The following is a 20,716-nucleotide window of genomic DNA, read 5'->3' on the forward strand; positions in this document are numbered from 1 at the left end:
ATCTCGCCATGGACGCTGTAACGCGCATCCGCGCCGCCCGCTGGGCGGACAAAGACCACGTCGCCGCACTGATCGCCGACGCCCTCCAACCCAGCCCTCTCGCAACATGGCTGATCCCCGACCCAGGACCACGCCGCCGGATCCTCACCGACGTCCTCAGCATCTGGATCGAACACGCCATGTTCTACGGCGACATCCACCTCACCGACGACGCCGCCGCCACCGTCGGCTTTCACCGATACCGCAGCATCCCACCGCCAGCGAACTATCAGATGCGGCTGGCTGACGCGGCAGGCCCGCACACCAGCCGCTTCGACATTCTCGATCGGTTGCTCGCCGGGGCGCGACCCACCGAGCCCCACTATGAGCTGGCGTTTCTCGCTGTGCGGCCCAGCAGCACAGGTGCCGGTTACGGCACCGCCATGCTCGCCCACCACCGCAGCCGCCTCGACCACGTAGGCCTGGCGTCCTGGGCCAGCACCACCTCGGCCAGTGACCTCTACCGCCGGCACGGCTACATACTCCGTCCGCCGATCATCCTGCCGGACGGTCCAACCCTTCACCCGATGCGCCGCAACCCCGAGTCAGACGGCGATCGGCTGTCGGTCATCACCGCTCAGGAGTCGCGGCGGGCGTAGATCAGCATCGCTCGTCTGGACCGGGGGGCGGACATCAACCTGGGCGCAGGTGGTCGGGTAGCCTGAAGCGGAGAGGGCTGTTAGCTCAATGGTAGAGCTGAGGACTTTTAATCCTTAGGTTCTGGGTTCGAGTCCCAGGCGGCCCACAACTGCTGACCTGTGAATCCGTGCAGGCCGGATGGAGCGATGCGCGAACCAGCTGCTTGTTGTTCAGCACGAGCCCCGCGCTGCGGCGACGCCAGCGGGTACATGCTCAAGTAGGTCGCCCCGGCTGACCTGCTGCGCGTCGTCATTGTCGTCGCCCGTGGCGAGGCGCTGCTGTCCCCGGTGGTCATCCACACGTTGATCAGCGAGTTCGTCACCGCGTCCGCCCCGCCCGACCTGGCGGTCGACCGGGACCTTCTGACCGTCCGCGAGTAGGAGAGTGTCGAGCTGGTGGCCCGAGGGCTGAGCAACGACGCGATCGCCGCGAGCATGTGAGCAGCTCGCTCACCGCCATGACTCACGGCAAAACCGCGCGATGACCAAGCTGCACTGCCGCGACCGTGCCCAGCTGATGGTGTGGGCCTACGAGTCGGCCTGATCACGCCCCAGCGCCGACAGCTTTCAGATCCAGCCGTTTCCGCGTGCGTGGACGATTGCCTCGGTGCGGTTGGCGACCCCCCATCGTTCATAGATGGCGCGCAGGACGCGAAACATCATTCTCTCGGAGTAACCCGCGTGCGCGGCCAGCCGTGCGACCGTGAAGCCCTGGGCGAGCAGGCGTATCCACGAGATCTCGATCTCCGTAGGGACATGTCCGGCTTGCGGTGATCGGGGGGGTGACGTCAGAGCCCGGACCACGTCGGCCGGAAGGAGGCTGTGGCCCGAGGCGGCTGCCGACAGGACGCTGCGCACCGTACCGGCGTCGGCCTCCCGCGCCATCACGCCGACGGCGCCGGAGGTCAGCGCTCGCACGCATCGGTCCACATCGCCGTTCTCGATGACAGCAACCACCGCGGTTCGCGGCCGGCTGTCCCGCAGCGTCGCGAGCAGTGTCCAATCTGACGGGCCGAGCAGGGTCAGCGAAATGAGATGCGGTCCTGCATACCCGCTCCAGGTAAATAGATCGCCGGGAAATTCGACATCGTGGTCGGTGTCGCCCATTACTTGGGCGATTCCCCGGCCGAACATGGGAAGCGGATCGGAAACGGCGATCCGAAGACGACTCGACAAGCTGCTCCTACCGTTATTCGCCGGTGCGCAAGCGGAGGCCGGAAGGCAGTGCCGACGCGGCATGGCCGCGACAGGATACCGCCATGTACGGCACTTCACCGCCATCAAAGACGTCATAGACGCGCAGCGTGCTGGCACCCTAACTTCAGGTGTGCGCACCTAGGCGTCGCCATCCTTTCGACCGTGCCGGACATCCTATTCGCGCTGGCGGAAAATCAGTTCCGCGCAGCGGCCTTTCTGCACCTTGGATGCGATCGAGGAGTGACGACAGTGGTCAATGAAAATTACCGGTCCATTGGCCCGGGCGACGCTCCGTCGAATCGGAGGGGATGGCGCCGCGGTGACTGGGTCCGGCGGCGACAGCCCCGGCCAGGTCAGGAGCCTACGGGCGAGGTCGTGCACGTCAACCGGGCCGGCCTGCGCCGACTCCAGGTCCGCTGGGCCGACGGGACCGTAAGCAACGTGTCGGTACGGTCGGTGGTCAAGATCTAGTAAGAGAAGGGGGACGCGGACCCCCGGGCCACCGCTGTCATTGCGGCGACCAAATCGTCATCGGCCCGCTCGCCGAAGGCGCCGAGCAGGACAGCGCTGCGATTGACGGCGCCCAGCGCCGGGGTGATCTGCCGGGCCTGCTCGAAGGCTTCCCCAGCCTCGGCGAGGCGCCTGCGCCGCTGTGACTCCTCGATCAAAGCGAGGCCGAAGGAGGCCAGTCCTTTGGCCTCCCACGCGAGATAGTCGCGGGGTTCCCGGCCGATGCGCTGGTTGGCCCCGTCCCGCGAGGTGAGGAATGCCAGCCGCGCCCGGTCTCGCATCCGCTGGCGGAACGCGGCAATCCCGAGCAGGCCGTTCGCCCCAACCGCACGATCCCCGCTGTCCAGCCTCGCGCTGACCTCGGCGGCGGCGAGCGCCTCGTCGTCCCGGCCACTGAGACGCAGGTACGCCAAGCCCAGGTTGAGGTTGGCCTGTCGGATCAGACGCGGATCCCGGGTACGCACTCCCAGTTCGGCGGCACGCCGGGCCGGCTCGACGGCCTCGCCGGCCGCATCCGAGTCGATGTGAACGGCAGCCTCGCCGTTGAAGCACAGCCCTAGGGCGACCTCGTCCTCGGTAGCCGCTCCGGACGCGACGGCGGCACCTTCCTGCAACAGGGCCAACGCCGATCGCGGCTCACCGATCTGCCCGAGGGCCCAGGCATAGTCGATGAGAAGCAACGGGAGGATCCGTTCGCGCTCCACGGTGTCCAGCAGCGCGCGAGCGTTCGCGAGCGCCGTGCTGAAGGCGCGCAGCGCTTGGGCGTGGTGGCCAGCCCGAGCCAGGCAGAGTGCCAGGTCGGCGCGGACGATCACCAGCTCGCGTCTTCTGCCGAGAATGCGGCATTGCCAAACCTGCCGGCGAAAGAGTCGCGCGGCGTGGCTGAACTCGCCGGCTTCGAAGCGCACGGTCGCCAGCTGGATGTCGAGCATGAGCCGGGCCTTGGGCGCGCCAAACCAGGAGCATTTCTGGCGGGCCTCCGCCAGTTCGACGAGGGCGTCGTCGATGCGTTCCTGCTGTTGCAGCGCCGCGACTATGCGGCGGCGGTTGTTCGCTTCCTCGGTGTCGTCCCCGATGCGGCCTCGGACCGCACGTCGCCATTCAAGCAGTGCGTTGCTCTGTCCCCAGTGGCGCAGGTGGTAGTCCTCGATTGCGTTCATGATCTGGTACGCGCGACGGCAGTCCCAGGCCCGGATGCGAAGATCAATCTCGCTGAATGCGGGCCGCAGATCAAGCAGACTTCGGACCCGGGCCACCCGGCGTTCCTCGAAGTACCTCGCCGCGTGATGCCACATCGCAAAGCGGGTGAAGGGCAGAGGCACCCGGCAGTGGTCGTCGAGATCGCCACGTTCCAAGCCGCGGACGACTCGGTCGCTCTCCGCGGGCGGCAGGAAGTAGTGCCCGTGGTCGTGGTGGGCGACGCGCCGTTCGTGCAGGCCCCGGAGGATCGGGGCGCTGTCGACCCCTGGCACCAGGGCTGCCAGCAGAAAGTCGATCGCCTCCGGCGGGACCGGCCGCCCGTAGACCGCGAGCGCCTGCACGACCCGCTGCTGCGTGCGGTCGAGGTTGCTGAAGGTCGCCTCAAGGAGCATCGCCTCGACATCCGGCAGAGGCACCCGCTCCAGTTCGTCGAGAAGGCGGGGCACCGGTGTGGCCGGATCCTGCCGCAGCACGCCGACCAACAACTCGAGGATACGCGGATTTCCCTGACTCAGCGTGTACGCACGCTGCCGGTCGCCCGGGTCCATCCGGTACAGCGCGAGCGCCGCCCCGCGGTCGAGCGCGATTAGCAGGGCAATGGCGTCGTCGAATGGCAGTGGGTTCATCGGGACGAATCGGACATTGGCTGGTAGGTCGCGGCGGAGCTGCTGCGGCGGACCGCCCGCGACCGTCAGGACCAGCGTCGTCGGGTGCCCAGGGCGACCGGCCAGCTCCATGACCAGCGCGCCCAGCTCCCGGTCTCGGAAGGCACCGTCGTCGAGCAGGTGTTCCACGGCATCGAGGATCACCACGACCGTGGTGTTCCGAAGTGCTGCCAGCACATCGGTCAGCTTCTCGCGCCACTCGACCGGGTCGTTCAGACGCTCCTCGAGCCGTGCCCGGCCCGAACTCTCCGGGAGTGCCCGAGCCAGGTCGGCGAGCACGGTAGCCACGTTGATGGGACGGTATCCGTCGGCCGAGAGGTAGATGACGGCATCCGCCTCGGCCTCCGCCTCCCGCGCGGCGAGCCGGCGCCGGAGCTCCGCCGCGAACGCCGTCTTGCCTACGCCGGCGGCCCCGTGAACCACGACCACCCGGGTCGAGGCGTCGGCTATTGCCTCCTCTACCCGGTGCTTCTCGGACACCCGATCGTGGAACTCGGCCGCCGGGACGAATGGCGCCTGGTTGACCAGCCGGACGCGGTCGTCCGAGACGGTCTCCTCGGTGAGGTCTGCGGGCCCGGTCACGTCACGACGGCGGCCGGCGGCGCCCCGGCGGCGAAGTTCGTCCTCCAGCCGCACCCGCTGCTCACGGTTGTGAATCGCGAGCCTTCGCCGCTGCGCGCCGTCCGCCCGTTGCTCCTCCGCCTCGGTCCGGGACAGCTTCTCCTCGAGCACCCGGCCCACTCGTCCCTGCATCGAGATCTCGGTGATGCGGCCAACGAGATCGGCAAAGCCCTCGTCTCCGCAGTCGAGCACCGGCGCCCCGCGCAGGTCTTCGTGCGGTACCTCGATCGCATCGGTCCGGAGACCGATCAGATCGATGGCGCCGGTCAAGGCTGCCCTGATCTCGCGCTTGCAGCCGGGGTCTATGACGCTGCGCTCGGAGAGCAGGACCACCACAACGTCCGGACGACTCAGACCACTGCGGTGCGACTCGCCGGCCTCATCCCGGTGCCACAGAACGTGAATCGTCCAGTTCAGTGCCCTCGCTTTGGCGACGTCGACCAGCCGGTGCTGCAGATCGTAGGCGGCGGCACGATCAGCCGCAGCCGACACCAGGGACACGGTCACCTGCTCCGGCTTCTCGTCTGTCTCCGGCTCTGCCGGGATCATGTCCCTTTCTTCCGCGAACCGTAGGAACTCCGCCGCGGCCCTGGTCGCGACATGGAAGAACCAGCGCTGCACGGCATCGCTGTGGTTCCGGTAGGTGGTGTGCGCCAACGCGCCGGCGAGCAACGAAAGCAGATACTGCGCCCGCCATTCGACTCGGAAGGGCGCGGGTTGTTCGGCCGCCCGTAGGACTGCCTTGAGGGTCTTGCCCGTCTTCTCCGGTCCAGACGTTTCGCCGGTGCCGGCCAGGAGCAGACGGACCAGATCCTCCGATACCGACGCCTCAGGCGTGACGCCGAGCTCGGCCGCAGCGGCCGAGAGGCATAGCGCGACAAGATCGCGGGTCAGCGAAGCGGCCGGGTCGAACGCCGCCAAGTCGACGACCCTGATCTGGTCAGTCTCCAGCGGCAAGGCATCAGGGACGAGGATGTTGCCTCGGTGCAGGTCGCCGTGGCTCAGGCCGTACACGTACTGGATCACAACATGCCGTACGGATAGTCCGGATCGAACCATCGCGACGGGATTGGGCAGCCGGTCAACGCCGACATGGTCGTCCCCGGGCCGCACCAGGCCGCGCTCGTCCGCCCAGCGCTCAATCTGCTCGATCGGCTCCCGCAGTTCGTGGCGCAGATAGTTGTCGACGGCGTCCCGGTCGAGCAATACTCGGTCCGGCCACCGGTCGCCGTTCCACTCCGTCAGGACAAGCCGCGCTACGGCCGCGCAGCCTGCCTCCTGTATCTCGGGAGATAGCTTGTCGATCGGGCGATAGTCCAGCAGGTCGCCCGCGATGTCCTGGAACATGATGTAGCGTCCGTCGCCCACCTCACAGGGCCGGCCCAACTGACGAACCAGATAACGCTCGGCGAACTCATTGTTCTGCTCCCAGGCCAGCTCGTGCAGGCCCGTCTCCCACTCCTTGCCTGCCGGAATCACCTTGATGATCTGCTTACGCGAGCGCCAGCCACCGCCGATGTGCCGAGCCTTGAAGAGAATTGCGGTCACCACGGCACCGGTAAAACCCGACGCGCTCCATTTGTGGTCCGGCAGCTCGACGATGCCCCCACCGGCTCTGGCCCAGCGCCGCAAGGCCACCGCCACCTCCGTACCCAGGAACGCGGCGAGCGGATCAACCGTCGGCGCCATCCGATGCCGCCTCCTCCCAAAATGTCGGCCGCAGGGTCAGCGCAGGGCGGGCAGGTCTTCATGGATCCGGCGTGTGCCCAGGAGGAACGCCGACTGCGGACTGATCAGGAACTGCTCGCGGCGACCGTCCTCGATATCGGCGACCCGGGCGAGCACGATCTCGGTCTCCGCCGCGTCGTGCGCCAACTCCAGCATGCGGCGCCGCAGCTCGACGGCTTCGGGCGAGTCGAGGACCGGGTCGTACACCTCGAAGGACCGCATCGTGCGGTGCTGCTTGCCCGGCGTGGGCCGCGGCCCGTCGACGACCGACCTGATCAGCTCGAAACGAAGCTTGCCGGCCAGCGGCGCGAGTTCCGGGTGCCCGGCCTCGGACAGCTCCTCGCACAACTCCCGCCGCAGACATTCGGGACCGGACTCGCGGCCGGTGCAGCGGTCGTACCAGCGCAGGAATCCGATGCCATGCCGGGCTGGGACAAATCCACGCAAGTCGCGTCTCATTGTCAGCTCGCGGCCGGCCGGGCGCTGCTCGACGAACCCCACTGCGTCTAGGGCTCCGCGCGCCTCGTCGGTGTACTTGACCACGCCGCCAGGCGGCCCGTACACGCCCGGCCGGAACGGGTGGTGGATCAGGACATAACCGTCGTCGTCCTTGACGCGCAGCAGCGCCGCAACCGACACGCGCAGCCGCCCGGACGTCAGAGTGGTCCGCAGTAGTCCGAGGTGCGTGCGGTGGCGCAGGACCAAGCCGGCGGTCGCGAGCAAGGCGGCCGTGATCAGGCCGGCCACGATGTTGATGAGCATGAGGCCCTCCCGCTCGCGACTACACAGTGATGCGACCTTGATGCTGCGGGTGATGCCGGCTCCCGTCAACCTCCGCCGCTTGCCCATTCGAGCTCGCCCAGCCACGCCGGCCGGCGGCGATGAATATGGCTGGAGAACCGCGGGGTCGATCGGCAGCGGATCGATCCGGTGGTTGACGCGGTCGATGCCTTCCTTCCCACCTTCAGTCAGGCGTTCGACGATGTAGCGGCGTGGGCTATGGCATGGCGGATCGCGGCGGGGTTTGCCGCACGTGGCGTTGATCTTTTACAGATGAGGGCCTCGTTGAGGAAGTCCTTGCTCTGTGGGCGGAGGGCTCTCCCGAGGAGGAGGTGCCGAGCCGGGCATGCGCTGCGATCCGGCGGCAATGCGCAGCCACCGGCAAGAATCGCCGTCGATCTTCACTCCTCTGGCTGACCCGATTGCGCGCAAATCGCGGGCAGCCGATGGCCAGACTGACCACTATGGTGTTTGGTTGGACTGGGCTGGATGCCCTGGACAATGCCGAGATGTGGGAAGGCCCCAGCGATGGAGGCGTCAGAGTTGGCGCGGGTAGACCTGACTCTCAGGCGACTGTGTGCCGATCATGGATTGACCTGGGTGGTGGAGGCGGTGGATGCCGCCGTTGCTGAGGGCGCCGCCGAGTCGGTGACGGAAGGCAGCAGCAGCCACGGTCAGCGGCGCGGCGGCCGTCTTTTCGGGTATGGCATACGGCCGGACGAACGCAGCCGGATTGAGCCCGAAATTCGGTGGCGGCCGTACACGGATACAGAGCGGGTTCTGCTCTTGCTGGATGCAATGCTCGCGATCTACCGCGATCTGCCGAGCCTCCGCACGGAGACGGTGCGCGTGCTCACCGACGGGTTCCAGGGTCGAGTCGCGGTGCCTGAGCAGATCATCACGGCACTCGACGAGGACAACGAAGAAGCGGTCATCCTCTGGCAGCCCGACCTGGAAGCCGATACGCAGGGCCGGCAGCGTGTTGTCGGCACCCTGATCGCCCTCCGGGCGGCGGTGGTCCCGGGATGACGGATCCCATCGGCGACTTGCTCACTGAGCTGGCTGACGCGATGCAGGGTGTGACGACACCGTTCACCCGATCCGATGAGGCGGATCGCATCTACGAGGGTTACCTGTTCGCCCAGGTGATCGCTACGGCGGCCGAGTGCGGTGCCCGGGTCACCTACGAAGACTGCTACGAGAAGGAAGTGTCGGAGCTCGTCTTCCGAGGCGCCCCCGGCTTCATTCACGCTCGGCGACGACCGTTCACCCACGCGGTGCTGTACTTCGGAGACGCTCGCCCGGTCGAGGTCCATCTCCGGGTGAGGGTGCAGGTGCAGGCCAAGAAATTCGACGCAGAATCGGACATTCTGCTCGTCGATACGAAAGCGGCGCGCGTATGCCGGGATAAGACACAACTGCCAAAGGCGTCCGGCTGTGTGCTGACGATCGAGGGCAAGTACTACCCGCTCGGCGTTCCACGAGACGAGGCACTGAAGTATGTCGGTGTGCGGGCCTACTTCCCGCGGACGATGGCGAGCCTGTTCGCGACCAACTCGTTCTCCCCGTCCGCCAACAAGTGCCTGAGCCAGACGGCTGGCCATCTACCGTTCGAGTTCGGCGCGATGCCGGGAACCCGGTTCCAGACGTACGTCCGCACACATATCCGTGATGCTCTCAAGAAGTGGGTGGCCGGCTTCGATTTCGATCACCGCACCTGATCGCCGACCGCATGATCACAGCAGCCGGTCGGCCTGTGCGGCCTCCTCCGGGGTTCTGCCTGAAAGGCCCCTCTTCGTGGGGCGGCGGTTATCCGCAGCGCACCATCTGGGCTAGGCCTGACGCGCCGTGGCCGCTGGAGTGGCGGACGGCTTGAGCTCCGTCCGCTACTCGCGGAAACGGCGGGCAGCGTCGCAGCGGACGGCGTCGGGCTCGACTGCGGAGGCGGCAGCTTGGGCTGCCGTCCCCGCCTGGCGGGTGCCTTGTCTGTCTATGCGGCGCGCTTGCGTCGGCGGGGGAGTAGTTCGGCGGCGGCTTCGGCTTTGGCGCGTTCGACGTCGAGTTCGGCGATGACCGAGGTGTAGACGTCGGTCATGGCTGCGGAGGAGTGGCCAAGGAGTTCCTGGATGTCTTTGAGGTCGGCGCCGGCGGCTTTGAGGTAGGTGGCGGCGCAGTGCCGTAGGTCGTGTAGCCGGATCGGGGGTAGGTCGGCGTCGCGGACGAGGACCTCGAAGCGGTCGGTGACGGCGTAGGGGTGCCAGGGCTGCCCGTCGGGTTGAACGAAGAACAGTCCGGTGTCGGGCCAGGTGTGGCCGGCGGCGAGCTTCCACTGGGCGCGCCGGGCGTGGTGGGCGCGCAGGACGACACCGGTGATGCTGGCGATGGCCATGATCCGGTTGCCGGACTCGGACTTGACCTTCTTGATCACGGGCGTGTAGCCGTGGGTGGCGATCTGTTGGGTGACGCTGATCAGGGAGTTGTCAAGGTCGACGGCGGTGTCGGGAAGTCCGACAGCCTCGCCGCGGCGCAGTCCGCGATGCAGGATGAGCGCGAACAGCGGGTAGAGGGCGCTGTCGTGCTCTTCGGCGTGGTCGAGGAACGCGCCGGCCTGCTGCGGGGTCCACACCATGACGGGGCTGGGCCGCTCGCCGGTGTCGCGCCACCGTTGTACGGCTTTGGTGGTCCATATTCGGGCTTTGGGGCGTACTCCGGAGGGCAGTTCGATGTGGGCGGCGGGGTTGAAGTCGATGAGCCGGTTGTTGCCGCGGCGGATGGCGTCGTTGAGTGCCTTGCGTAGGGTGGCGCGGATGCGGTGCATGCTGGCCGGTTTGGTGGTGCGCAGGCCGCGGACGCTGGCGCGGATGGTGGGGTCGTCGCTCTGGCGGGCGATCTCGATGGCGGTGCTGCGGTCGGCGATGGCGGCGAACATGGCCTCGACGTGCTCCACCCGTAGTTTCACCAGGGCGATGGCGCCGAGGTACGGGACCAGGTGGACGCGGATGTGCGACTCGTAGGCCAGCAGGGTGTTGGGTTGGACGCTGCTGAGGCTGCGGCGGGATGCCAGCCATGAGTGCAGGTATTCGCCGACGGTGGTCGTGACGGTGGCGGGCAGTCCGGCACGGACCCGACGGGCGATGGTGTCGCGGTCCGGCAGGGGTGCGCCGGCGGTGACGGCGAGGAGCATGTCGGCGATCTCGGCGGCGACTGCCGGGTCGTCAGCAGCGAGGGCGAGTAGGGCTTTGGCGTGGTCGCGGTCACCGGTGGCGGCGTCGCGGGTGTCGAAGGTGCTGCGGCGTAGCTGCCGGCGCGCCTGGCCGGGGTGGGTGGGCAGTTCGAGTTGGTAGGCCCACCGGCCGTGGGTGGGGTTCCACGCTCCGCTGGGCCGGCGCAGCTGCGGGCAGTGGTTGCCGAGTTTGCGCCGGTTGCCGTCGCGGCACGCGCAGCGTTTGAAGACGGATCCTTCCGCCATGATCAGTTGTCTCCCTCGGGTGGGGTGTTCGGCAGCCGGTGGCTGCGGATTGCGTACGGGGTGATCCACGCGTGCCTTCCGCCGACGATCAAGTCGTCCCCCGGCGATGGGGTGGCTGATGGCTGTCGTCGCCGTCGGGCAGGTGCAGGGCGTGGAGGATGGCGGCGACCGGCACCCGGTAGCGGCTGCCGAAGCGCAGCACGGCGACCGGGAACTCGCCGCGCTTGGCCAGGTCGTAGGCGACGGAACGGGACAGCCCGAAGATCCGGGCCGCGGTGCTCAGGTCGGTGACCATGCCCAGGGCGCGGATCCGCTCGGTAGTCCATGTGCCAAGTGGGAGGTCCTCGACGGTGCGGACGGGCTGTGCGTGCTCGAGGTGAGGTTCAGGGGTGCTCATCGCGATGGTCCTTCGCAGTGGGAGAAGGCGACGGTGTCGCCGGGATGGTGGGGGTGAGGCGGCAGGCCGACGTGGCGTCGACCCGATGGCGACGATCGGGCCCCTCGGTGCTGGCGGCGTCAGGTAGCGCCCGGACGCCGGTGGCCGGTCAGGGAACGGACCGAGCCGGTACGAGGCGGGCGGGGGTCGTGGTGGTGCGACGTGGAGCTCGCTCAAGTCGAAGCCGACTCTGCGCCGGGCGGATCGGGCTCTGACACCCTCAAACCCGTGTTTGTGTGCTCTGGCGAACGCCTGCCGAACTCACAACCGCTCACAGCGACTCACATAGTCATGCGGTCGATGTCCGTTCTCAGGCAATCTGCTCCGTTCTCAATATTTCTGCTCCGAGCGCCCTCGGTCTGCTGACCCGCTCGCCGCGTTCTTACCGTTCTGGGGAGAGCGTGAACCGGCCCTACCAGGGACGATGCTGAGGAAGAGGTTCGCGATGAGGTCCCACTCGCGGCCGCGGCCAGACCGAGCGACTCGCCGCGGAACGTGGCTGCGGGGCAGATCGACTGAGAATCATGCGAGTTGGCCTTCTCAATCGAACTGCTCCGCCCAGCTCAGCGCACCCCACCCGGAGCAGCTTCGCTGAGCTGGGCGGCCAGCGCCGATCTGACGCGGATGCGCCACCGCCTCGGCGCCAACCACCCCGACAGTGGCAGAAGTCGATGACACGGTGGGTGGTGTGACGGTTCACGAGTGCTGCGACAGCGTGACCGCCGACTGCTCGGCAGCGGTGCCAACGTGTCACACGCCGCGGCGGCGACGACCGGTCAGGCACTCATGTAGGTCCATGACATGGTGTCCGCGGACATGTCCTTACCCGACAGGCGCGGACACGGCCTGCGTGCGGTTGACCCGCCCGTCCATGCGGCGCAGGGATGTCATGCCGGTTTGACCACCGCCACCACGGGAGGGACTATCGCCGATCGGCGCCAGTGTCACCCAAGTCAGGAACACGCGCGTGACTGAACTGTCACGGCCCTGCTCAGCGACCGCGCCGGACACTTTGTCAACGACGAGCATCGATGACATGCGTGTCGCCGCGGACACTCGGCCCTACGCGGAGGACACCTTCTGCCCACCTCGAGGCCATGGCCGCACGCACGGAAGCGGTCGACATCTCTCGACGTCATGTGACCGCCGCCGATCGCATGTCCGGACAAGGTGACACAGCGCCCCTGCCGACGTTCCTGTCCTCTCGGACGCGGTCGCCGCTGCCTGCGCGGACAAGATGTCCATCGATCGTCCTCGTTGACACCGGTTCGCGCGCTGCCGGGCAAAGCGGCCGGTACGGAGGGTTTCTCATCACTGGGTGCTTCCACCGGCGACCGACACGGGGAGCGCAAGGCACGATGCCCCGGCCCGGGGGACGTGGTCAGGATGCGCGCCACCACCACCGGCGTCGTCGCCGGCGTTTCGGGCGTGCCGGCGGCGGATGCCACGCCGCTGTGAGTCGTTGTGAGTCTTGTGAGCGGCTGTGAGTCGCTGTGAGTGAGAGGGTGTAAGGCCCCGGAGATCTCTTGTGGGGCACTCCTCGCGCGGCCCTCTGCTCTCACAGCCCTGCTCAGAACCCTCGTACGAGGGGACGCTGGCGCGATCGCCAGCTCAGCGCCAGACCGGACGGGCTGTGTCAGCGGCTGTGAGCGCCTGTGAGTCGCTGTGAGTGACTGTGAGCGGTGGGGGCGGCCCGACGATCGCGGCCTCGTCGCTGAGCCGTCGGGGTGCCGCGTTTGGCGTGCGTCGGTGGCTCACAGCCCTGCTCAGCCGTACCGCGGCCCGTCCGCGTCGCCCGCTAGGCGCCGGACTGACGCCCGGAGTTCGGGTGGGGCGCTACGGCGGTCCGCTGGGGGCAAGAGCGGGCCTGACCTGCGCTGTGAGCGGTTGTGAGTGGGTCGTGGCGTAATCGGCATCCCAGCGTCGCCGAAAAGACGGCGACCCCTCGATGGTCTCTGACCGAGGAGTACTGATCATGAGTGTGTCCGACACGATCTGGCCCGCCGCACCCCTGGACGCCGTCGACGTCGCGTTCGCGGCACTGACCAGCGACCCGGCGCCCCTGTCCCTCGACCTCGACATGTTCGGTCCGGATGACGGCCTGCCAAGGGGTGTCGTGGCGCTGCCGGCTCTGCGGGACTGGCTGCTGGCGAACCCGCGCGCCTACACGGTCCGCGACGCGGTGTGGCGGGAGTTGATCCGTCGTGCCCGCCTGGACGGGCCGCAGTGGGTCATCGCCGCGGTCGGCATGGCGATGCCGGCGCTGCGCCGCTACGCGAGGCGCTTGTCTGACGGCTACCGCGGTGACCCCGACGACATCGGCGCGGAGATCCTCGCGGGTTTCTTGGCGGCGCTGCGTGACCACGTGGACGTGGCCCGCCGGGCGCCGTACGCGTCGTTGTGCAGGGCCGGGTGGCGCGCCGGCCACGCCTTGCGCCAGCAGGCCAGCGAGTTCATCGTGGTCGAGGACGTGGAGCGCGTCACGGGACCGCGGACCCCGCAGGTGCCCTACGGGCATCCGGACGTGCTGGTACGCCGCGCGGTGCGCCTGGGGATCCTCGACGCCGACGACGAGCAGCCCTACATCGATGTGCGACTGGGACGGCGGGCCATGGATCCGATCGCGGCCCGGATGGGCATCAGCACCGACGCCCTGCGCATGCGGTTGGGTCGCATCGACACCCGCCTCGCCGAAGCCCTCGCCAGCGGCATGCTGACCGGCGCGGCGTCCCCGCAGGCCGCCGAGGCGTTGGCGGCGCAAGCCGAACGCCGGGCCAGTCTGCGCGCCGCCAGCCGCCGTCGCCCCTCCACCACTGCCGCCACGTCGACGGCAGTCGCGTAGGTCGGCTCCCTCTTCTCGCGGCGCCGTCACTTCCCCCGGTGAGAGCTCCTGGGACGGATCACCTCAACTGAGAAAACCCCTCGTTGTGAGTGGCTGTGAGTGGCTGTGAGTGGGGCAGGCGTTCGCCAGAGCACACAAGCGGCGGTTTGTTAATGACGGCGCCAGAAGCCGTGCTCGGATTCTCGCCGTACCGCATGGGCGGCCGGTGATCCGGCCGCGCGGACCAGCCGGTTCCGTGCCCGGGCTGCCGTCCGGACACGGAATCGGCGATCTGGCACCGCCCTGTCACCCACTGCGACGCACGACCTCGGTGGCGTGATCCGCCCGAGGTGTGCCGCACCGACGCGGTCACACAGGCATTCATCCGCCCCTGCCACCCCCAATCCGGGAGTGGCACCACCTTGGAGGTACCGGTCATGTCGACCACCTACCATCCCCAGTTCACTGTCCCGTCCACCCGACCGATCCCGGCGGAGCTGCTCCTGGCCGAGAGCGGCCGCATGCGCCTGCCCGACTGGTGGGCCGTCGAGATGCTCGCCGAGCACCGCGTCCTGACCACCGCGCAGCTCACCGCACTCGGCTTCGCCACCACCACGACGTCGGCAACCCGACGTCTGACGATCCTCGCCCGCCGCGGCTGGATCGACCGCCTCTGGAACACCGGCACCGCAGCCACCGCCGACACCTCGTGGTGCCTCGGCCCGATCGGCGCCCAACTCACCCCACTCGGCGAAGACCGCGATGTCACACCGGCGCAGGTGTACCGGGCCCGCGACCGGCTCCGCGAACACGCGGAGCTGCCCGGCCTGCTGCAGGCCAACGACTTCTTCGTCGACCTGGCCACCCACGCGCTCACCGAACCCGGAAGTGACCTACGCACCTGGTGGTCACCGCGCACCTGCCGACACGTCACCGCAGCGCGACATGCCGCCTGGCACGGCGAGTACATCCACGACCGCAACCGCCACGCGTTCTGGTACCAGCCCGACCCCGGCGAAATCCGTCCCGCCGACCTCGCCGACCACGTCCACGCCTACCGGCACCTGGCCGAACAAACCGGCCTGGCGAACCTGCTGTTCCACGCCGCCGACCCGCAGCGCGAGCAGGAACTACGCCGCTACCTCGAGCGCCGCAACACGCGGCACCTCACCGTCGTCACCAGCAACCCCGAGCACGGCCACCCGGCCGACCCGGTCTGGCAGCCGATCGGCGAGACACACCGCCTCGCCCTGACCGACCTTCCCCACACCCCCGATCAGTGGCCGCCCGACACCGTGACCTTCAAGGAGGTACGGCCCCGAGCCCCACACCCCATCTACGACCCCGAACGCCCCTACGAAGAATCCGTCGCCGACGGCGAGTACCACTACCCGCCGCGCCCCTGACCAACCGACCGCTGCTCCTCGACCGGCCCACCCGCGCCGGTCGAGGAGCAGACCGGGGCGACCAACGAAGCGCCCACCGGCCACTGTCAGGGGGCCAATCGGAGGTTGCCGTTCGCTTCGGACCCGAACGGCAACGCCGACGGCTCTCGCACCGCAGGTCGCAGCCGCTGTGACCAACTTCGATCGACAGGCGACTGTCACCGGAAGTTCGTCACACGCGCGAGACCAGACAGGTTGGCATATCCAATCAGGCTTCCGCACAGCGACTGCTGACCTCCGGTTGTTTCCGCCCGCTGCGTCCGCGCGGGGCGCACCAACCTCACACCCACTCGCACCTCTGACCTTGGAGCACCAACGATGATCACCCCGCATCGCGAACCTCACCAGCGTCACCGGCCCGACTCACACCCACCCTCGCCGCACCGTCTGGCCGAACCCGTTGTGCCCGGCGCTTCAGCGGTCAGTGCCGATCTCCGTTCTACCGTCCGTCTTGATCCTGACCCCCAACCTGACCCCGCGCGGCCGCTCACACCCCAGGTCAGCCCCGCTGTCAGGAGTCTGGGAACGCTCCAGACAGACCCTCCAGTCTCGGGTCTCTCCCCCAGGGCTTGTGCCCATGGGTAAACACCTACCCGCCGCGGACCCGCTGCTGCGCCTGCAGGCCAGCATCACCGCCCGCGACGACCGGCTCCTGGGCTGGCTCTACGACCACGGCGTGCTCACCACCGACCAGATCGCCGCCGCCCTGTTCCCATCCCTGGACTTCACCCAACGCCGCCTACGCCGCCTCACCGCCCTGCGAGCGGTCGACCGGTTCCGACCCAACAAAGCAGACGGCGGCTCGCACCCCTACCACTACGTCCTGGACCAACTCGGCTACGACCACGTCCACGCCCAACGCGGACTCCCACGAAGCCGCCGGGACCAGGCCCGCCGCCGCAAACACTCCCTGACCAACCGACCGGACCTGCCGCACCTGCTCGGCGGCAACCAGGTCTTCATCGACCTCGCCGCCCACGCCCGCACCCACCCCGACAGCGACCTCGTCCGCTGGCAGCCCGCGTCGGCCTACCACGAACCCGGCACCCTCTACCGCGAAGGCGCCAACCCGAACATCATCCTCGCCGGAGCGACCGGCCTCCCCCGTCCCGACGGCGCCGGAATATGGACCGAGGACGGAAGGTCCGTGCCGTTCTTCCTCGAGTACGACACCAGCGGTGAGAACCTGCAGGTCCTCATTGACAAAATCATCAAATACGAGCGGCTGTACATGCTGAGCACCTGGGCATGGCCGGTGCTGTTGCACCTACCCTCCGCACGACGCGAGGCGAACCTGCACCACCGGATCGCCGGCACCGACCCGAAGGCGGTCATCGCCACCACCACCGCCGAACTACGCACCGCCCTCGCCGCCAGCCCCGCCCACCAGATCTGGCAACTCCCCGGCCGTCCCGGCCGTCGCCGCCTCATCGACCTGCCCTACACCGACACCCACCACGACGACCAATACCCCACCCACCATCAGCCCACCTCGGACGAGCCGGCCGCCCAATGAGGGGGAGCGCAACACACGGCGGCATGTGGCGGCCTGCAGGCCGCAAACGCCGCCGAACCGCCCCCACCCGCCAGCTCGCCAGGCCGGTAACCGTCACCCGCCCTACGGGCGCGAACCGAGGCGACCGGAAGCGGACTGCGCCCCGATCGGGAAGCTGTCAGAGTCTGTCAGCCACGCTGTCCGGCGACAGCGCCCGCGCCCGCACTCACACCGGCGGCATGCCGCTGTGAGTTGCTGTGAGTGGCGAACGTCTTCACGCGACCCGCCGCCGACTCCGGCCGGCGGAATTCGGCGATCAATCTTCAGCGAATTCCTACCACCGCCCGGAGCGGCGGATCAGCCGCAGTGCCAACTATCGCCGAAAAGTGACAGTTGTAGATGACCGGTCACAACAACCTTCGCGCCGCCAGTCGGAAAGCCGAAGAGACCGGACGACTTGATCTTTGGGCAAAGGTGAGCGTCGATCGTGTCCACCGTCCGTCCGGTAGTCCGTGCCGGACGACGTGACCGTCGACGAAAGGACTCCGTCATGCCTCGTGAACGCCTCAGCCTGCTCGCCGTGATCCCTAACGACGTGACCGACCCGCTCCTGTGGCGGCTCGCCCTCGACGTCACCGCCGCCCACCAACCCGACAACCACGGCGACTGCCGCAACCTGCAGTGCGCCGGCCAGCGCGGCATGTGCGCTGCCGCCCGCACCGCCCGCCGAGCCATGAACTTCGCCCGGCCAGCACGGTCAGCAGCCACCTCGTCCACAACCCGGCGACCGCACGGCCGAGCGACCGTGTCAGCCTCCAGGTCGCTGCCGTTTCGTGGCTGGTTCACCACTTCGCCGGCAGAGTCGGCGGCGGACAGGCACCCGCAGCGATCTCCTCGGCCATCCTTGTCGGCGCCGACGGCCGCATAGGACGACACCCGGCCTGACCGGCAAGATCCGCCAGCGATTGCCCTTGTCTAGGACCGGGCCGGCGTTTCTCAGCGCCTGGCCACCGGTATAGCTTCATCACCGATATATTGAAGCCATGGCCACACCCACGCCGCTGCGGGAGCCCACCTTCCTGATTCTTACCGCGCTTGCGCGGGAGCCCATGCACGGTTACGGCATCATCAGCGACGTCGCCGCGCTCTCCGGCGGTCGGCTGGCGCTGCGGCCCGGCACCCTCTACGGCGCGCTTGATCGCCTCACCGACGAAGGGCTGGTCGAGCGGGACCACGAGGAGGTCGTCGAGGGACGGCTGCGCCGCTACTACCGGCTCACCGAAGCGGGCCGGTCCGTGCTCACCGCGGAGACCGAACGACTGCGCCGCAACGTCGAGGCCGCCAGTCAGCGGCTACGGATTCGGCCCGCAGGCACCGCCGCCGGCGGCACCTCACGCGCCCCTGTCAACCTCCCGGGGGCGATCGCCCGCCCCACCCTTCGACCGACCGGAGGCTTGGCATGAACCAGCCCAACCCTGCGCCGGAGCAGGCCGGGTCACCGCTGGAGTCCTGCTACCGGCGATTGCTGCGGGCCTACCCGGGTGACTACCAGGCCGAGCGAGGCGACGAGATCGTCGGAACGTACCTCGACACGGTCGGACCGGGGCGGCGCTGGCCCTCCCCACACGACGCCCTCGACCTTCTCGGTGCCGGGCTCCGGGAGAGACTGCGCGGGTACGGCGCCCTCGGGCTGGCCGCCGCCCTGCCACTGGCCGCGACCGCCGCGCTGAACACCCTCGTCGCGGTCGCGACCTTCCTGCTTCTGCAGGTCGAGTTCGAAGACCCCCGCTTCGCCAGGCTGGACTCGGTTGGTCCGTTCCAGACCCTCGGCGCTGTCATCTGGCTGGGCTGGCTAGTCGTCGGCCTCACCGTCACGGCGCTACCTGGTGCCTGGACCCGCACCGCCGCGGCCGGTGGTCTCCTGCTGACTGTCGCCGTGCCACTCGTGGCAGCTCTCATCGGACAACCCCGGCCGCCGCTGTTCGTGCTGCTGCCCGCCGTCGCGCTTGGCTTGGCCGCCCTCGCGTTGCCCTCCCATCCCGGCTGGGTAGCACGTAGCCTGCCGCTGCTCACGGCCGGTTGTGTAGCAGCCGCATCCGTGGCATTTAGCGCCGCCGAGAACGGCGGCAACATGTTCACCTCGTACAGCTCGACTCCCGAGTTGTTGGCGATGGCCGGTGGGCTGATGTTCGCACTGGTCCTACTCGTCGGGCTCGGCTGCGTTCTGCGGGCCGACGACAGCGGCCTCTGGGCGGCCCTGCTGCTCGCCGCCCCGGCCGGCCTGCTCGGCACCGACCAGCTCAGCCAGGCGCTCTGGGGTACCAGCGGCGGCGGACCCACGCCGGCGGCCTTCGCTGCCACGACTGGGTCGGTCCTTCTCGCCGGTGCGGCGCTGCTGGCATTGGCCCTCGCCGGTCAGGCCGCCCGACATCAGACCGTACGTCGATGGGTCCTTGGCAATGCCTGCCCTACCTGCGGACACCACCCGGAGGCGACAGCAGAGGCCTGACCATCCCACAACCTGACTACCTTCGGATGTGGTCAGGCGGTGTCGGCAGGACCTAGCCCCGATCGGTCGGTCGTTCTCCTCAACGTCGGGCCAGAGCCGGACCGCCGCGCGACGGCGCCGAGAACCACCTGGCCGCCGACCTGCGCCCGCGACAATGTTGGGATAGGCGGCGAGCCAGGGCCCAGGCAGCGTCGTCTCCCCTGCAGGCGAGGGCCTTGACCGCAGGGGGATCGCCAGGTGTGCCCTCGAAGTGAGCTGCAACCGAGCCTTCCGTCGACGTCGGTCGAGCCCAAATGGGTACTGGCAAACAGGGTGAGAGCTGGCTGTGGAGCCGGGTGGCCCTCTACGGAGATACCGAGGAGGCGATTGTGATGACGAGTGCCGACGGCGGCGGCTCCCCGCCGTCTCGGGAAGGTTCTCGAGCCTGGGTGGCCACAGCCCAGGGATCTCATTTGCGAGGACGGCGTACACGAGACACCGCACCCGAAATGGCGTTGCGCCGCGCCGTGCACGCACTGGGTCTCCGATTTCGCCTTGGGCGGACCCTGTTCAACCGTTGCCGGCCGGACCTCGTGTTCCCCGGTCCGCGCGTCGCGGTGTTTGTAAACGGGTGCTTCTGGCACGGATGTCCGCAGCACGGACCCTCCCGATTTCGTGGTCCCAACGCCGAGAGGTGGAGGACGAAGATCGCCACGAACAGGGCCCGTGATCAGCGGGTCGACAACGAGTTGATCGAGGCCGGTTGGCGAGTGGTCAGGGTGTGGGAGTGCGAGGTTCGTCGAGGGGTTGAAGAGCCGGCGCGTCGGGTTGTTGTCGAGGTGCGTGGCCCGTCGTGCGCGGACACCACCCCCGCGAGTCCGGTCGCCCGGACGGCCGCAAGTCAGAACCTCGCCGCTGGATGACTGGGCTGCCTCCTGCGTTCCGGAAGCTGTACACCTGTTCTACCCACGGGTGGCAAGCCGGATGAGGTCCGGTTCGCTGATCGTCAGATCCACCGCGGTCCGTCCGACTGGTCCCAGTTTAGCGCTCTGGTCGTACCCCTGTTCTAATCTGGCGCGCGTGTCGAGGGGAGGCGCCGTCATGCATCGAGAAGCTTCGACGCACTCTGCCGAGGGCAGGCAGAGTTCACCGGAATCTCATCCCAGTTCGCGCGCAGGCGACCC

General features: G+C 68.5%; 14 protein-coding genes and 1 tRNA gene. 10 read left to right on the forward strand and 5 right to left on the reverse strand.

From position 1 onward, the window contains the following. Positions 1 to 8: 8 nt before the first annotated feature. Both NIE111_RS17380 and NIE111_RS17385 read left to right on the forward strand, forming a co-directional pair. Positions 9 to 638 (forward strand): GNAT family N-acetyltransferase, encoded by a 630-nt coding sequence (locus NIE111_RS17380; protein WP_238685386.1) that lies wholly within the window; start codon positions 9 to 11, stop codon positions 636 to 638. A 74-nt stretch (positions 639 to 712) separates the two neighbouring features. Continuing rightward, positions 713 to 784, forward strand: a tRNA-Lys gene (locus NIE111_RS17385). Positions 785 to 1,244: 460 nt separating this feature from the next. Here the strand turns inward: NIE111_RS17385 and NIE111_RS17390 are convergent. From NIE111_RS17390 to NIE111_RS17400, 3 genes are all read right to left on the reverse strand, one after another. Beyond that, positions 1,245 to 1,853 (reverse strand): helix-turn-helix transcriptional regulator, encoded by a 609-nt coding sequence (locus NIE111_RS17390; protein ID WP_238685387.1) that lies wholly within the window; start codon positions 1,851 to 1,853, stop codon positions 1,245 to 1,247. A gap of 488 nt (positions 1,854 to 2,341) precedes the next feature. Continuing rightward, positions 2,342 to 6,559 carry an AAA family ATPase gene (locus NIE111_RS17395; RefSeq protein ID WP_238685388.1) on the reverse strand — a complete coding sequence of 1,406 codons (4,218 nt, stop codon included), beginning with the start codon at positions 6,557 to 6,559 and terminating at the stop codon, positions 2,342 to 2,344. A 36-nt stretch (positions 6,560 to 6,595) separates the two neighbouring features. Continuing rightward, complete coding sequence (locus NIE111_RS17400; RefSeq protein ID WP_238685389.1) at positions 6,596 to 7,360, reverse strand: SMODS-associated NUDIX domain-containing protein; 765 nt, start codon at positions 7,358 to 7,360, stop codon at positions 6,596 to 6,598. Positions 7,361 to 7,906: 546 nt separating this feature from the next. On the opposite strand from NIE111_RS17400, the gene NIE111_RS17405 reads away from it, so the two are divergent. Together NIE111_RS17405 and NIE111_RS17410 are read left to right on the forward strand one after the other, a co-directional pair. Continuing rightward, a complete protein-coding gene (locus NIE111_RS17405; protein WP_238685390.1) occupies positions 7,907 to 8,407 on the forward strand; it encodes a hypothetical protein in 501 nt (166 codons plus the stop codon). Then, positions 8,404 to 9,099: a hypothetical protein gene (locus NIE111_RS17410; RefSeq protein WP_238685391.1), complete on the forward strand. Its 696-nt coding sequence runs from the start codon at positions 8,404 to 8,406 to the stop codon at positions 9,097 to 9,099. The genes NIE111_RS17405 and NIE111_RS17410 overlap by 4 nt, the downstream gene beginning before the upstream one ends. A gap of 269 nt (positions 9,100 to 9,368) precedes the next feature. On the opposite strand, the gene NIE111_RS17415 is transcribed toward NIE111_RS17410, so the two are convergent. Both NIE111_RS17415 and NIE111_RS17420 read right to left on the reverse strand, forming a co-directional pair. Then, a complete protein-coding gene (locus NIE111_RS17415; protein ID WP_238685392.1) occupies positions 9,369 to 10,847 on the reverse strand; it encodes a tyrosine-type recombinase/integrase in 1,479 nt (492 codons plus the stop codon). A gap of 88 nt (positions 10,848 to 10,935) precedes the next feature. After that, positions 10,936 to 11,244 (reverse strand): helix-turn-helix domain-containing protein, encoded by a 309-nt coding sequence (locus NIE111_RS17420; protein WP_238685393.1) that lies wholly within the window; start codon positions 11,242 to 11,244, stop codon positions 10,936 to 10,938. A 2,014-nt stretch (positions 11,245 to 13,258) separates the two neighbouring features. On the opposite strand from NIE111_RS17420, the gene NIE111_RS17425 reads away from it, so the two are divergent. From NIE111_RS17425 to NIE111_RS17450, 6 genes are all read left to right on the forward strand, one after another. Further along, positions 13,259 to 14,125, forward strand: coding sequence for a hypothetical protein (locus NIE111_RS17425; RefSeq protein ID WP_238685394.1), 867 nt, complete (start codon positions 13,259 to 13,261; stop codon positions 14,123 to 14,125). 416 nt (positions 14,126 to 14,541) lie between these two features. Beyond that, positions 14,542 to 15,510, forward strand: coding sequence for a replication-relaxation family protein (locus NIE111_RS17430; protein ID WP_238685395.1), 969 nt, complete (start codon positions 14,542 to 14,544; stop codon positions 15,508 to 15,510). Between the two features lie 616 nt (positions 15,511 to 16,126). Further along, positions 16,127 to 17,065, forward strand: coding sequence for a replication-relaxation family protein (locus NIE111_RS17435; RefSeq protein ID WP_238685396.1), 939 nt, complete (start codon positions 16,127 to 16,129; stop codon positions 17,063 to 17,065). Between the two features lie 1,022 nt (positions 17,066 to 18,087). Next, entirely contained in the window at positions 18,088 to 18,507 is a 420-nt protein-coding gene (locus NIE111_RS17440) for a PadR family transcriptional regulator (protein WP_238685397.1), read from the forward strand. Then, the gene (locus NIE111_RS17445; RefSeq protein WP_238685398.1) at positions 18,504 to 19,553 is read left to right on the forward strand and encodes a GlsB/YeaQ/YmgE family stress response membrane protein; all 1,050 of its coding nucleotides are present in this window, start codon (positions 18,504 to 18,506) and stop codon (positions 19,551 to 19,553) included. Before NIE111_RS17440 ends, NIE111_RS17445 begins: the two co-directional genes overlap by 4 nt. A 371-nt stretch (positions 19,554 to 19,924) precedes the next feature. Beyond that, a complete protein-coding gene (locus NIE111_RS17450; RefSeq protein WP_274531269.1) occupies positions 19,925 to 20,455 on the forward strand; it encodes a very short patch repair endonuclease in 531 nt (176 codons plus the stop codon). Positions 20,456 to 20,716 lie beyond the last annotated feature (261 nt).

Origin of the sequence: Micromonospora hortensis, from assembly GCF_022230935.1 — a bacterium.
In the GTDB taxonomy this organism is placed as follows: domain Bacteria; phylum Actinomycetota; class Actinomycetes; order Mycobacteriales; family Micromonosporaceae; genus Micromonospora; species Micromonospora hortensis.

Coding starts and splice junctions, on each gene's coding strand:
- NIE111_RS17380 (WP_238685386.1), top strand. CDS start 9: ATGGACGCTGTAACGCGCATCCGCGCCGCCCGCTGGGCGGACAAAGAC.
- NIE111_RS17415 (WP_238685392.1), bottom strand. CDS start 10,847: ATGGCGGAAGGATCCGTCTTCAAACGCTGCGCGTGCCGCGACGGCAAC.
- NIE111_RS17400 (WP_238685389.1), bottom strand. CDS start 7,360: ATGCTCATCAACATCGTGGCCGGCCTGATCACGGCCGCCTTGCTCGCG.
- NIE111_RS17440 (WP_238685397.1), top strand. CDS start 18,088: ATGGCCACACCCACGCCGCTGCGGGAGCCCACCTTCCTGATTCTTACC.
- NIE111_RS17410 (WP_238685391.1), top strand. CDS start 8,404: ATGACGGATCCCATCGGCGACTTGCTCACTGAGCTGGCTGACGCGATG.
- NIE111_RS17395 (WP_238685388.1), bottom strand. CDS start 6,559: ATGGCGCCGACGGTTGATCCGCTCGCCGCGTTCCTGGGTACGGAGGTG.
- NIE111_RS17430 (WP_238685395.1), top strand. CDS start 14,542: ATGTCGACCACCTACCATCCCCAGTTCACTGTCCCGTCCACCCGACCG.
- NIE111_RS17445 (WP_238685398.1), top strand. CDS start 18,504: ATGAACCAGCCCAACCCTGCGCCGGAGCAGGCCGGGTCACCGCTGGAG.
- NIE111_RS17435 (WP_238685396.1), top strand. CDS start 16,127: ATGGGTAAACACCTACCCGCCGCGGACCCGCTGCTGCGCCTGCAGGCC.
- NIE111_RS17450 (WP_274531269.1), top strand. CDS start 19,925: ATGACGAGTGCCGACGGCGGCGGCTCCCCGCCGTCTCGGGAAGGTTCT.
- NIE111_RS17420 (WP_238685393.1), bottom strand. CDS start 11,244: ATGAGCACCCCTGAACCTCACCTCGAGCACGCACAGCCCGTCCGCACC.
- NIE111_RS17405 (WP_238685390.1), top strand. CDS start 7,907: ATGGAGGCGTCAGAGTTGGCGCGGGTAGACCTGACTCTCAGGCGACTG.
- NIE111_RS17425 (WP_238685394.1), top strand. CDS start 13,259: ATGAGTGTGTCCGACACGATCTGGCCCGCCGCACCCCTGGACGCCGTC.